Raw genomic sequence first — 15,572 nt, 5'->3', positions numbered from 1 at the left:
GATCGGCGTTGATGACGGATTCGTTTACCTTGCGCCACGACTGGAGCATCGCAGAAATCCAGGCCATTCTTGATGCGCCGCTGATGGATCTGCTCTGGCGGGCGCAGCAGGTGCACCGGCAGGCCAATCCCGGTTATCGCGTGCAGTTGGCGTCCTTGCTCAGCGTCAAGACCGGCGGCTGTGAGGAGGACTGTGCCTATTGCCCCCAGTCCATGCACAACAGCAGTGATGTGACGGGCCAGCCTGAATTGGAGGTGGAGCCTGTGCTGGCAAGGGCCCGTGCCGCCAAGCAGGCGGGTGCTGACCGCTTCTGCATGGGCTGGGCCTGGCGCGAAATTCGTGATGGCGCCCCCTTTGAGGCGATGCTGTCGATGGTGCGTGGTGTGCGCGAGATGGGGCTTGAAGCCTGCGTCACCGCCGGCATGCTCACTGATGCCCAGGCCATGCGTCTGGCCGAAGCCGGCCTAACGGCTTACAACCACAATCTCGACACCAGCCCTGAGCACTACGACCGGATCATTACCACCCGCACCTATGAGGAGCGCTTGGAAACACTGCAGCGGGTGCGCAGGGCTGGGGTGACCCTCTGCTGCGGAGGGATCATCGGTATGGGTGAAAGCGACCGTGATCGTGCCTCAATGCTGCAGGTGTTGGCCACGATTAATCCCCATCCCGAGAGCGTGCCCATCAACGCGTTGGTGGCTGTGGAGGGAACCCCGTTGGAGGCGCAGACACCTGTGGAGCCTCTTGAGCTGGTGCGGATGGTGGCCACGGCCAGAATCCTGATGCCCCACAGCCGCGTGCGGCTCAGTGCTGGCCGCGAGCAGCTCAGTCAGGAAGCCCAGATTCTCTGCCTTCAGGCTGGCGCTGATTCGATTTTCTATGGAGAGACCCTGCTCACCACCGGCAACCCTGCTGTGGAAGCGGATAAGGCGCTGCTGGCGGCTGCCGGTGTGCAGGCCAGCTGGCAAGCGCAACCAGAAACGCATGCATGCAATTAAGGGCTGAGCAAGCTTGCCCTAGGCATGCTCTCGGTGTTTCCTCATGCCAAGAGGGGGTGTCGCTGCGAGGGGGGTCAAGCGATCAGTAGGAACTGAGCGGTTATGAGCGTTCGGCGGAGGACGCTTGCGGGTTGATCTCGCTCCATGGTGGGCACTCGGAGGGCGAGCACGGGCAGTGTCAGGAACTGTCTTCAAGGGGTGCGCTGAACGCGTCGGCCAGCCCTCTGGTGGAGTGAATCGGATGCCCCCGTGGCTTGATTGCTGCAAAGGATACGGATCGCGTGAATCGTGTCTTGCATCAAGAACTGGCCATACAGCGGCATGGCATAGCGACGAAGCTTTGATTCACCAGAACTTCACCAGGGAGCCGCGTTACCCCCACCAGAAGCGGTCAGTAGATGTCACCAGAACAGTGCGGATCTTGGAGGTGTCTACGCAATTCACTCATGTCCACAACTAAAACCCTCGTTGTCACTAACTTCAAAGACAATGGAAGTCCAAGCAACCCCGTGAAGGGGTCTCTGCGCGATGTAATCAAGCAAGGGCATCAACTGGCCCTGCAAGGTCATCACATCAACATCATCTTTCAGACAGAAAAAGCCTCTGAAACCATCCAGCTCAAGAAGGATCTTTATTTCAGATGGGGAACCTGGAGTATTAATGAAGGAGAGGGTGCGAAAAATGTAACACTGGATGGAGGCAAATCTCAAGTGAACGCTGTTTCTGCTGTATTCTATAAATACAAGGCTCCATCGCATCCGCTAAATATTAAAGTTAATAGCCTCAACGTTATTAACTTTGAGGCCGATAGCGAGCCTTTCTATGATGGCAAGGTGCGACTAAGTGGCGCCAATGTTGAATGGCGAAATAGTGTTTTTCAGAATAATGCCTCTAGCGCTGGGGTCGTTCATAGCGTGCATAGCTCAACGGCTTCGAAGATCAAGCTTGAAAATGTTCACTTCTTGGGGAATGAAGCAACCTCGAGGAATGGCGAGCTTATTTATGTCGATAAGCAGCAGGGCAATACTATTGAAATTACTAATAGCTACTACTCAAAAGTTGCTGCTACCCCTTACTACAAGCAGATCAGGCTTCAACCTGGTAATACGCCTGAAAATTTGATCAACGCACAGTTTGAGCGAGGAGCGGCTGCGCCTGAGTTGTCCCCGGCTCAGGTCATCGAGTCTTCTTCAATTCTTGTGGATTCGACCAGGCTAAATCTGAAGGGGGACATCTTTAAGCTTGATGCTAATAAAGGTTACGCGCTATATCAAAAGATTGAAAATGGTGAGGCCAATTTGGTTACGCCATCTGCGAGCAACGATCAACAGCTTTTAGGCGCAATTCGCAAGCACGCAAGCTATACATATCGCACCAAAAGTGAGCAGGAAATTAGAGATTCGCGTACCTCCTTCTTTGGTAGTGAGTTGTCCAAAATGATGGGGACGACTGCAATTCAAAAGGGGGCGAGTTTGTATGCAGGGACAGAGGGTGGGAAAGCACTCCTGGCGAAGGCAGATCCAATTATTAACAAGGCAACTGCAATGTGGGCCTCCTCCGCAGGGAAAGCAACACTCATTGGTGGTGGCATCGCAGGTGCCGCTGCAGCCATCGGGATCGGGGCGCTGTTTCATCATTCGAATGAGACGGCACGCATTGAGAACGAGCTCGCCAAGAAAAAAGCGATTGATGCTGAGCACGACGACTTCAAGGCCTCTCTGCCTACCAAGCTTGAATTCAATCCAATCAACACTCTTCAAGAGCGAACTGTCAGTGTTTATGACAACTTTAACTTCACGCACCAAGACTCCTTCTATTTCTTGCCAGCGGGTATGGGCGCTCAGATCAGTTATATCAGTCAAACTGATAATCGCGACATTGTGAGCTTCTCGTATAATCCATATTCCCTCAAAAAGCATGCTAAGGGCACAAACTCTGCCAAAGAATTTTCTCGTTGGGTTCTTAGTTCAGAGCTGACCAGCCTCATGAGAAATGAAGCCGGGAAGGACCCCAGCGGCTACATCGCGACCCTCAAAAAGGTCAACAGCCAAGGAGAGGTCTTCCTTTCCAATACGGGGCGTTGGCAGGTTCAGAAAACCACAAGCGCTGGTTATTACGCAGGCCCAGCCTGGGACCGGATCAAGCTGCATCGGCAATCCAGTTTCGAAGTGACGACCAGAACGGAAACACACAGTGGTAACGACATCGTGATCGGAGATCGTGGCTCCAACACCATCTTGCTCGGCGCCGGTAATGACACTGCTTCCCCCGGTGTCGGTGACGACCACATTGATGGCGGCACTGGAATCGACACCGTGTCTTACCTCGGGCTGAATCAGCCGATCCGACTCACCGCCGGTCATGTTTCAAAGAGCGGTGAGAGTTATATGCAGGTCAGCAATCAGCAGGCCTTGACCGCTGAGCGAAGCATCAATAGCCGTCTCCTCAATGTGGAAACCATTGATGCCGAAGGTGGCTCTCATCTCGATCTTTCAGGAGCCGCTCAGGCGATGCGCTCCGATAACAGCAAGGATGCTGCCCCCTACCAGCTGCGAACAGGCATTGGCAGCACTGTGATCGGGAGTGATTTCCATGATGGCGTCACCATCGATGCCGCCCGTGCCTCCCGCTACAACACTGATACCAGTCGCTTCAGCCACACCACCACAATCAATGGTGGAAAAGGTGTCGACCGCTTGCTGATCAGAAACCTTGGCGAACATCAGCAGCCTGGGCTTGAGTTTCGATACGACGCTCTCACCGGCCGCATTACCTCTAGTGAGGCATCAGGCCAGGGGCAACGCACTTGGTTCCAGGTGCAGAACGTGGAGTCGATCGGCATTCAGGGAGCTTCACTCAGAGAAGACGGTGGAATCGTCTTCGACCAGAAGACGAATGCCATCACGACGTTCGAGCCCCCCACTCCAAGGGGAGATGAGGCTGCCCGCGATTCCGATGACGACACAGATGAGCTGACAGGCAGCTCATCTGCTGGTTTCTCCGAAGGCGCCAGCACCTCCCCAGTGCCGATGCGAAGGCTCCGCATGGCTGATCACATGCCTATGACCTCCGTAACCGAAGCCAGTGAAACGCATGTCGACGTGGCCATGCAGGCGATGCCCGCATCCACAAGTTCGATGAATCACACGGCCTGGAATCAGGAGCCTCAAGAGCAACCAATCTGGGCACAGAAGGAGTTCTTCATCGACCCCCTCGCCTGATTTCATCACCTATCACTGGCAGCAACCTGCTCCAAAGGGGCAGGTTTTCTGATGCGATTCCATTGCCGCCCAGGTGTGATCACAACGGTGAATCGTCTCCAGCTCATCGACGGCTTTCGCAGCAGCACAGCCATGAGCAGTAATCCGGAGACGTGCAGCGGGTGTACTGCTGAGGGCTAAAACTACGGCAAGATCTTAGTAAACTACGCTAGAAAATAAACCCCCTGGACGGGCGGGGCTGCTTCTTGTATTCACACTTTGTTTAGGTAAGTGGATCAATACCGATGATGGAGTCGTTATTAAAGTCTTGATTAAAGGAGGATTCGAATTGGAGGCTTTGATCTGAATTAGGAGAGCCAATAAAGGCAATACCTGTGTAAGCCCAATTGGCATCTGTATTCCAAATAGAGACGGCACCAGCGGAGTGTTTCCAGACAACGTGGTTGGTGCCATTGATGGATTCTGTCCCGATGAGTGACCAACCAGGGAAGAATCCATCTTTCATCTGATTGCCTTGGTAGGAGATGGCAGAGAGCGGACCAGAGGAACCAGAACGTGCATAGGCGCCACCGAGGGCATCTTTCACAAGGTGGAAAGAGCCTTGGATTTCTGTTGCTGTGTACGGGGTACCGATGATGGAGTCGTTATTAAAGTCTTGATTAAAGGAGGATTCGAATTGGAGGCTTTGAGCTGAATTGGGAGAGCCAATAAAGGCAATACCTGTGTAAGCCCAATTGGCATCTGTATTCCAAATAGAGACAGCACCAGCGGAGTGTTTCCAAGCAACGTGGTTGGTGCCATTGATGGATTCTGTCCCGACGAGTGACCAACCAGGGAAGTAGCCATCTTTCATCTGATTGCCTTGGTAGGAGATGGCAGAGAGCGGACCAGAGGCACCAGAACGTGCATAGGCGCCACCGAGGGCATCTTTCACAAGGTGGAAAGAGCCTTGGGTTTCTGTTGCTGTGTACGGGGTGCCGATGATGGAGTCGTTATTAAAGTCTTGATTAAAGGAGGATTCGAATTGGAGGCTTTGATCTGAATTAGGAGAGCCAATAAAGGCAATACCTGTGTAAGCCCAATTGGCATCTGTATTCCAAATAGAGACAGCACCAGCGGAGTGTTGCCAGGCAACGTGGTTGGTGCCATTGATGGATTCTGTCCCGACGAGTGACCAACCAGCGAAGAATCCATCTTTCATCTGATTGCCTTGGTAGGAGATGGCAGAGAGCGGACCAGAGGCACCAGAACGTGCATAGGCGCCACCGAGGGCATCTTTCACAAGGTGGAAAGAGCCTTGGATTTCTGTTGCTGTGTACGGGGTACCGATGATGGAGTCGTTATTAAAGTCTTGATTAAAGGAGGATTCGAATTGGAGGCTTTGAGCTGAATTGGGAGAGCCAATAAAGGCAATACCTGTGTAAGCCCAATTGGCATCTGTATTCCAAATAGAGACAGCACCAGCGGAGTGTTTCCAGGCAACGTGGTTGGTGCCATTGATGGATTCTGTCCCGACGAGTGACCAACCAGGGAAGTAGCCATCTTTCATCTGATTGCCTTGGTAGGAGATGGCAGAGAGCGGACCAGAGGCACCAGAACGTGCATAGGCGCCACCGAGGGCATCTTTCACAAGGTGGAAAGAGCCTTGGGTTTCTGTTGCTGTGTACGGGGTACCGATGATGGAGTCGTTATTAAAGTCTTGATTAAAGGAGGATTCGAATTGGAGGCTTTGATCTGAATTGGGAGAGCCAATAAAGGCAATGCCTGTGTAAGCCCAATTGGCATCTGTATTCCAAATAGAGACAGCACCAGCGGAGTGTTGCCAGGCAACGTGGTTGGTGCCATTGATGGATTCTGTCCCGACGAGTGACCAACCAGGGAAGTAGCCATCTTTCATCTGATTGCCTTGGTAGGAGATGGCAGAGAGCGGACCAGAGGCACCAGAACGTGCATAGGCGCCACCGAGGGCATCTTTCACAAGATGGAAAGAGCCTTGGGTTTCTGTTGCTGTGTACGGGGTACCGATGAGTTTGTCGTTATTGAAATCTTGATTGAAGGCAAGTTCAGCGTTGCTGAAGCCTTCTGAGCCGTTGGAGTGGATGGCGTAGTTGGTGAGATTCCAGTTGGAATCGAGAGTCCATTCGGACATGGCGCCACTGACGTGGGTCCAAATGAGTTTGTTGGTGCCGTTAATGGATTCAGCAGCGCGTTGACTCCAGCCTTGGTAGGAGCCTTCTCCTTTGCGTTGCCCGCCTGCTGTGATGTCATCAAAGGAACCATCGGCGAGCTTGACCCAACCCATGCCAGCGGAGTCTTTGTGGAGATGGACGTTGCCGTTGGATTCGACGGCAGTGGTGTTGCGGCCGATGAGTTTGTCGTTATTGAAATCTTGATTGAAGGCAAGTTCAGCGTTGCTGAAGCCTTCTGAGCCGTTGGAGTGGATGGCGTAGTTGGAGAGATTCCAGTTGGAATCGAGAGTCCATTCGGACATGCGTCCGTCAGTGTTGGTCCAGATGAGAGTGTTGACGCCGTTAATGGTTTCAGCGGCGCGTTGGCTCCAGCCGAAATAGGAGTTTTCCCCTTTGCGTTGCCCGCCTGCTGTGATGTCATCAAAGGAGCCATCGGCGAGCTTGACCCAGCCCATGCCGGATGAGTCTTTGTGGAGATGGACGTTGCCGTTGGATTCGATTAATTCTGAAAAAGGTGCAGCTGAAACCATCTGATTTGAAAATTTCAGCTTCTCAACTCCACTTAGGGTGTCAGTGCCTTCATTCGATCCAGACCGTTTGTCCGTGACGGTAAGAGTGCCATCGCCATTCCTCTTTACGGAGTAATCACTGAGCTTGCCTGAATAAACAGCAATGTCATTTCCGCGTCCACCTTTAATAGTGTCATTGCCACGTTCTGCTTCAAAGATGTTGTCGGCGGAATCACCAATTAGTAGGTCGTCGTAATAGCTACCAATCACACTCTCAATACCGGTCAGGGTGTCAGAACCAATGCCGGCTTTGTCGCTACCATTTTTGGAGCCAGCAATCCCTTTGCTCAGATCAACAACGATGTCATCAGTGGCTGAGGTGTATTTAATGGTGTCAACACCAGAGCCGCCGTCGTAGCTGTCATCACCGGCCCCTTCTCCTCCAATGATCAGATCGTTGCCGTTGCCTGCCTCAACCTTGTCATCTCCAGATCCGGTGTAGATGGTGTCATCGCCATCACCAGCCATGACGGTGTCATCACCATCACCACTGGTGATGTCATTATTGCCGGCATTACCCATCACCATGATGCTGGACGCGATGGCGGATCCAGGCAGGACGACCTTCTCAATCCCCTCGCCGATTTCGTACTTATTGCTTAGATAGCGGTAGTAGACGGTGTCGGTGCCGCTGGTTCCGGTGTCTTTGATTGTGTCGCGTTCATCATCGACAAAATAGGTATCGCTTCCGTTGCCGCCATCAAGGGTGTCAGCACCTTCTCCGCCAGTTAGGCGGTCATCGCCATCACCACCTTTGAGGTTGTCGTTGCCAGTACCTCCATAGAGCTCGTCATCACCAGATCCGCCTCTGAGAATGTCATCATCCTGCTCGCCATGCAGCTGATCATTGCCAAAGCCGCCGTAGATCGTGTCGTTGCCATAGCCGCCATAGGCGCGGTCATCACCGCCAGCTGTGCGAATGGTGTCAAAGCCGTTGTAGGCATAGATCCATTCATCTTTGCCCGTACCTTTCAGCTCTTCGGTTTGATTGGTGCCTTCCAGAATGGCTTGCTTGATGTTGAACTCTTGCGATACTTTGAGCTCACCGCCATGGCCATCGTTGATGAAGTAAGTCAGTAAAACTTTCCCTTCAAATTTGGGGTTAAGACCACTGAGTTGCCATGATCCATTACCAAGGTCTTTCAGCTTTCCTGTTGAAGTCTCAAGGTTCTTGATTTTGAGTAGGTCTTCATTTTCATCGGTATAGCCCTGCAGTAAGTCGGCTTCTTTAATAATGTATGTCCAGTTTTTATAGCCATCTTGAAGTTGAGCCTTGGCATCTGTTAACTGAGGTCCTTTATTGAGCTGCTCAATCTTGATTTCACCATCGTTGAACTGGAATCTTTCAACATTTTCAAGCCGATCAGTGCCTTCATTAGTGTTTTGGCGATGATCTTGAATGGTGACGATCCCCTTTGTCCGTTTGACTGTGTAGTCAGCCTTGTCTCCGCTATAGACCGCCGTATCAATTCCACTGCCCCCATCGATTTTGTCGTTTCCTGCATCACCCTTGATGACATCATCGCCATGGCCACCAAGAAGTAGATCATTGCCTGCACCACCTTCAATGGCGTCATTGCCATCCATCCCAACCAAGATGTTGTTGTTCTTGTCGCCTTTTAGGCTGTCTTTATTTCTTGAGCCAAAGACATTGCTAAAGCCTTTGATAGCGAGATCAAGGCCACGCCCAAAGAAATTGGTTTTAAAGGTATTGGCGGAGAGATCAACTTCTACGCTTTCAGTTGCACCTCGCGCATCAATGCTGCTTCCTTCCTTGGCTTCAATCGATTCAATATCACTGAGGTGATCAAAACCAATATCACTTGAGGCTGGTTGTGCTGCATCCTCCATGATTGTGGCTTCTGCCTTCTGACCATTGTCAAAGAATCCGCTGGTCGATCGACCGAAGAAGCTTGTGTGTAAGGAGAAAATCCTTTTGGCCACCTTGTTGCCTTGGTTGGCTAGGTCCTGAAGACCTTCCCAGGCAGAGAGGCCAAGCTCATCGACAAGATTGCTTCCCTTGAGTACGCCGTCAAAGCGGAGCGTGACTGGACCTTCAATCGTTTTGTAGTCAACACTGTCAAAGCCTTCGCCACCTTTGATGACATCGCTGCCAAGGGAAGCGCAGAAATGATCTGCTAAATCTGTCCCTTGGAGAACATCATCTCCATCTGTACCTTTAATCCCTATTACAAAAACATTACTTCGCAGGCCAGTAATGTCTGTGTTTCGCTCAATCACATCAGCCAAGCTGGTCGTTTTAATCTCAGCAATCTCTTCTGTGGTGAAAAGCTTGTTCTTATTGTTTTCATACCAGAACCGATCACCATCGCGTATGGCCTGGAATTGCTTGGTGATAATCGAGCCAAATAGCTCACCAACAGAAGATCCAGTTGTATGATCTTCAGATAGGCCTGCAACATAGAGATCAACGTTGTTGATATCGCCGTTGTAGAGATCACTAAGCTTTTTGGCTAGCTCTTTATCAGAGGTAATATCCTCAAAGCTTTTTGCGCGTTTGAGGCCCATGGCCTCTCGCATATCGTTGTAATGAGCGAGGCCATGATCTCGACCCCTTTGAACATTGCGAGAGCCAAGGTCTAGCGCCGGAAATGCGCCATTGGCAAAGCGCAGCACTCCCCGCATTGGGCATTTGCTACCTTCTGGTGGCGCAGCAAATAAGAAATTACGGAGTCCATCTGTGTATTGACTATCAACTTCTTGTGCTTGTTGCAGAGAGGCTCCTCGCAACACAGTCTCAATACCACTCTGTTGCAAGATCTGGATATTGAAGAATGCATCTCGTAGCTGAATATCGCCTTCTTTTGACTCAGAGCCATCATGATCACGACGTGCAATCGTGTTGGAGATCATGCTGTGGCCAAATCGGTAAGCCGCAGTTGAAAACTCGTTGTAGATACCTGGATTAACCTTATCGTCGTATCCCTTGTAATCAGTTAGGGCATCTTCCCCTAATAATGCCGGAAGAAATTCGTCATAGGTAATGTGCTGCAGTAAGCCCATCACCTTGGTGCGTGCTTTCTGATAAATCTTTTCATCAGACAAGCCATGTGCTTTGTGGCTTAGCTCATCACAGATTCTGTTGTGCTCACGCACCCATAGTGCTTGCAATGAGCTGAGTAGTGGATTTTCTGCAGCCCTGTGATCACCAGCAAGGAAGCCATCACCCTTATTTGTGTTAATGACAGGCAATAAGCCATCGCTTCCAATTTTGAGCTTTCCACTTTTAAAGCTTCTGAGTTGATTCGCATCTTTCGTGCTAGCTCCATAGACGACTGATCCATCGAGGAATGAGGTGATTTGATTTTTGTGTTGTCTTACACCTTTTGAATCGCTGAAACCTTGTGAACGTGTGAATGCAAAGTGGTGTGCGGGAACAGCGTCTCTACCTGCAGAATATATCCCTCCATTGATGACTTCGTTTGGCTGATCACAAAATTCTAGATCTTTATTCGTCCTTAAAAAGTCATCCTTCGGGATAGATATTGCAAATCGTTCACTTCCCGATGATGTGCTGACAATATCGTGATCAATGAACTGGCCCCATGCCCAGACAAAATCACTGAGTTGTCGTTGGTTGAGCTCCTTGGTTGTTTGATCAATAACCTCATTGCTAATGACGCGAGCACTTTCTCTGTTGGAGCCACCAGGGGTATTTTTTCCATCCCCATAGGCTTCTTTCGCCAGGCGTTGTTGGATGGCTCCAGCTACACCGAAATCATTCTCGCTTTGGTGGTTTCCAGTTCCATCATGTAATGAGTCTGGATCATTGATGCAAATATCAACATCACCTTGCTTCCAATTGCAGATTACACTTTTAGGACCTACAACTGTGTTAATGCCGATTTGACCCTTTTCAATCCCTTCCCAAAGTCCATCATTGTTGAACGCTAGATCGACAAAGGCTTGGCTGCTACCAGACTTGAAGACTGCAGTTCCTAGTTGAATATCTTGATTGGTGATGTCCCCACTGTTGATCTGAAGCTTGACAACCTGTTGAGTAACAAGATTTCCGCTTCTGCGGATTTCAATCCGAGATTGTGAGCCTTCCCATGCCTCAACGCTTGAGGTCACGATGTCAAACGTGGTGAAGACCGGCCTGTGTTTGACCTTGATTGTTGCCTCGGCTTGTGTGCTTAGTTCGCCATCGGTGACATCGAACAGCAGTGTGTAGTCTCCGTTATCACCATTGGTGACTACATTCCAGCTCCCATCTTTGTTCTGGCTTGTTCTTTCGCCCTTGCTGCCTCTAACATTTTTGACGTTGAGCTGATCACCATCTACATCCCAAGAGCCACTGAGTAGTTTTTCGAGGGAAACCGTTGCCTGCTCAGGATGCTCAGCTTCGATCTTGAGTTCAATTGGCTTGCTCTCTGGGGCATCATTCACAGGGTTGATTTCTATGCTGTGAGTGGTTTGTGTTGCGGCCCCATGTACATCGGCTACTGAATAGCTGAGTTGGACCGTTCCATTGAAATCTTTTGGCGTATGTAATGCCCAGTTTCCATCACCAAGATCTGTTAGTTTTCCAGTTGAAGCTTTTAGGTTTTTGATTGAGATGGCATCGCCTTCGACATCAGACCAGCCTTTGAGCAGCTCACTTTCCTTGATCGTGTAGCAGATATCTTCATGGCCTGGATCTAAGGCCGCTTTGTCACCTGTTAGTTCAGGACCGTCGTTGATCGAGTTAACCGTGAGTTGTGCCGTTGATCTAACAGATGCTCCACCACCATCGATAGTGAGGTAGTTCAGCGTTGAGGGGAAGGTATTGAATTGCTTGCTTTCATTGCGGAAGCCAGACCCATCCTTAACGGCATACGTCAAGTTGAACGGTAGGGAACGGATCTCTCGGGTTTCATTCTTCAGCTGACCGTCATCCCAGACGGCATAAGAGATCGTTGTTGGAAACCGATTAAAGGTTTTCTGTTCGTCTACCGTTTTCCAATCCTGAACGGCATACTCCACTTCGATTTCACCGTGCCAGTTTGCATTTGGCTTAAAGGTCCAACTTCCATCGCTGTTGGTTTTTAGCGTGCCATCACCTTTCCTGACTTTCAGGTCGGAGATTGAAAGGGCGTCGCCATCGATATCCGAGCTGTTCTTGAGTAGTTGCTCTTTGGTGATGCGGATGCTGCCGTCTTCATCAATTGCCCCAAGATCAACAGGAGCCGTGACGATCGGAGCGTCATTAACCGCTTTTATTTTGATGTTCTGGGAGGTTTTAGTCGCGGCTCCATGAACATCCGCCACTGAATAGCTGAGTTCAATCTTTCCATTAAAGTCTTTTGGCGTATGTAAGGCCCAATTGCCATCACCAAGATCTGTCAGCTTTCCAGCTGAAGCTTTCAGGTTTTTGATTGAGAGTTCATCACCTTCGACATCAGACCAGCCTTTTAGAAGATCACTTTCCTTGAATGTGTAGCAGATATCTTCATGGCCTGGATCAAGTGCCGCTTTGTCACCTGTTACTTCAGGGGCGTCATTAATCGGACGTACATTGATGAATGCATTTGTTGAGATGGTCTTGAACTGATTTTTTCCCTCACTTCCTATGATGTCAAGCGAACTTATGTCACCATTGCTTATTCCATTTCTGTCGGAATTGTAATAAATTGATCCGACCGTTATGATGTTCCCCTCATTTGTTAATATTGCCCATCCACTATCTGTTCCCTTCACCTCCTTGATGTTTCCTTTGATTTCTTTCAGCCTGCTTAGGTCATTGTTGCCAACATGACCCCAATGGGCTAGTGACCCATCTTTTTTGAGACCCAAAAAGCCTGAATGTGATGGGAATATTTTTTCTATCCCTTTGGCTCCATCTTCTAGGTCACGGTGTCCCCAAGATCTGTGCCCCCACGTGACTACAGAGCCATCTTGTTTAAGTGCCGCAAAGCCACGATTTGAAGAATATATCTGCTTCACTGAGCCTGAAAGCTCTACTGCTTGTTCTTTCGATAAGCAAACATCCCCCCCCCAGGAATACACTGACCCGTCTTCTTTTAGTGCTGCAAAACCTGTGCTTGATGGAGTAATATCGACGACTCCTCTTGCTAATTCAGACTCAAACTGAGAGTCGTTATGATCGTGCCCTCCAGTTGCGTGGTGCCCCACCCTTGTTACAGAACCATCTTCCCTCAGAAGAGCAAAGGAGCTCGCCGAAGCATAGATTCTCGTGACCTTCGGGCCACTCAAAACTTGCTTTTGTTTTATGCGTGCGTGGTGATTCTGGCCAAAATATACAGAACCAATAAATCCCACACTGCCGTCCTTTCGGATGAAGGCAAATGCACCATCGCTGGCAACTATCTGTTTAAATTGGCCTTCTTCTCTTCCCGTGACTTTCCCGTCATTGATCACTTCAAGTCCATTTTCTTTAACTACAGCATATCCATATCGGTTGGCATGTATTTCTTTTGCTCCTGAAGTGATGTAGCTAAATTTTGTGTTGTCTCGATAAGCCTCGTTCTCTCCCCAAATAATGGCAGAATTATCTGTTTTTAATGCTGCAAAGCTAGATCCATTTGACGAGTAAACTTCGCTTACGTTGCTTGATAGCAGTTCGACCATCTTTGGGTCGTGTTCAAAGCTTGAATACGGATCTCCCCAAGTGACGACTGATCCATCTTCCTTTAATGCTGCAAATGCTTTCTTCGAAGAGAAGACTTTTTTGATGCCACTTGAGAGTTTCTCTTTGGCTTTAAGAGAATTTAGTTTTTCCCAGCCTACTAGTGATCCATCCTTCCTTATTGCGGCAATCCCTCTTGAATTCTGCCCATGCCTTGCGGCAATCGAATAGGATCTAGAAAGAAGATCCATTGTTGCCGAATATTCTGTTCCTTTCTGGTTTCCATTGTCTGTAATTGAATATTCAAGATCAACTCCACCATTCCAATCTTTTGATGGAGTAAACGACCAACTCCCATCGCTGTTAGTTTTTAGCGTGCCATCACCTTGACTGACTTTCAGGTCAGAGATGGAAAGGACGTCACCATCCACATCCGAGCTTTTCTTGAGTAGTTGCTCTTTGGTGATGCGGATGCTGCCGTCTTCGTCGATGGCTCCAAGATCAATAGGGCCCGAAACGGTGGGTGCATCATTAACGGCTTCTAGCCCAAAGCTGTTGCTGGCTTTGAGTTCACCGCCATTGCCATCGCTGACGGTGTAATCGAGTTTGATTGTGCCGTTGTCGTTGGCTTCGGGGGAGTAGGTCCAGGTGCCGTCGTTATTGGTGTGTAGTGAGCCGGCGCTAGCACTTAGGTTTTTGACCTTGAGCTTGTCGCCATCCACATCAGAGAACCCATGAAGTAGATCGGCTTCTTTGATGATGTAGGCAGTGTCTTCTTTGCCTTTGGTTAGTGTGGCTTGTGCGCCATTGAGAATCGGCGGTCTATTGAAGTTCTCTAGCGATATCTCTTGATCGCTGAACTGAATTGCCTCAATGCCTTTTAGGTGGTGTGTCTTTTCTGACCACTTTAGCTTGATCTCAAATGATAGCTCTTGTTTGTTTAGTTGTTTGATTTCGTAGTAAGCTTCCTCTCCTCTTAGGTTTAGTGTGTCGAATCCATCTCCTCCGCTTATCTCGTATTCGCTTCCTACGAAGCTCACTAAATTTGCATAAAATATATCGTTACCCTCCCCTCCTGCTAGTTTGAAATAATTGGCTGCCCTGTTGCTATTTACCAGTTCGATTTTGTCATTTCCGCTCCCGCCATTTACCTCGAAGTGTGATGCTCCGCTCTGGCTGTGTATTTGGATTCTGTCATCACCAGCTCCGCCATCGATTGATATTTGAGCTCTTATAGCTCTCGTTGTGTATGAGGTTATTGAGTCGCTGCCATTTCCTCCCTTTATGTTTGCGTTTTTGTTGTTCCAGGCTCTCAGGAAATCGCCATGTTCCCCGCCATCGATGTATACACTGGTTGAGCCATAATCGACTATGTTGTCTGCGCCGCTATCGCCATATAACTTTGCATCTGTGGAATAATCATTTTCAATATAGTCACTTCCTGTCCCCCCATAAATCTCTGAATTAAGTACTCCAAAGCTCCAAATCTTGTCCCCATGACCCCCGCCATTGATTTTTGCGGTCATGCTCCCTCTGACTCTTATTGTGTCCCTGCCGCTTCCCCCATTGACCTCTTGGGTACTTCTTCCTGCATTTACTGATATTTCATCATTTCCTTCTCCACCATCTAGCTTGTTTGATCCCGAGTTGTCCGATAAATAATCACTGCCTTCCCCGCCGTAAAGCTCATCATTCCCATCCCCGCCAGAGAGGGTGTCATCACCGGCTTCGCCATAGAGGCGGTCATCACCAAAGTTGCCGGTGATGTTGTCATTGCCGTCACCGCCATGGATGGTGTCGGAACCGGCCAGACCATCGATGGTGTCGTTACCGGCGTTGCCGTGAATGGTGTCGTGTCCGTAGCCACCAGAAAGCTTCTCGCTTTGGTTGGTGCCATTGATGGTTATGTTTTTCGCTACGGAGCCATCGGGATTAAATCCTGGCCGTAGGTTTTCCGAACCCACAACTAACGCTTTATGTTCTCTATAGATACCACTGACCGA

General features: G+C 49.6%; 3 protein-coding genes. 2 read left to right on the top strand and 1 reads right to left on the bottom strand.

Features of this window, described 5'->3' with window-relative positions:
• Positions 1–11: 11 nt before the first annotated feature.
• Positions 12–1,001, top strand: a complete 990-nt coding sequence (gene bioB, locus SIB72_RS12530) for a biotin synthase BioB (RefSeq protein ID WP_413744075.1) — start codon at positions 12–14, stop codon at positions 999–1,001.
• Positions 1,002–1,447: 446 nt separating this feature from the next.
• The gene (locus tag SIB72_RS12525; RefSeq protein WP_413744074.1) at positions 1,448–4,222 is read left to right on the top strand and encodes a hypothetical protein; all 2,775 of its coding nucleotides are present in this window, start codon (positions 1,448–1,450) and stop codon (positions 4,220–4,222) included.
• A gap of 262 nt (positions 4,223–4,484) precedes the next feature.
• On the opposite strand, the gene SIB72_RS12520 is transcribed toward SIB72_RS12525, so the two are convergent.
• Positions 4,485–15,533 carry a cadherin-like domain-containing protein gene (locus tag SIB72_RS12520; protein ID WP_413744073.1) on the bottom strand — a complete coding sequence of 3,683 codons (11,049 nt, stop codon included), beginning with the start codon at positions 15,531–15,533 and terminating at the stop codon, positions 4,485–4,487.
• Positions 15,534–15,572 lie beyond the last annotated feature (39 nt).

Origin of the sequence: Synechococcus sp. MIT S9451, from assembly GCF_047304725.1 — a bacterium.
Lineage (GTDB): Bacteria > Cyanobacteriota > Cyanobacteriia > PCC-6307 > Cyanobiaceae > Synechococcus_C.
This window is presented reverse-complemented; position numbering and strand designations above follow the sequence as displayed.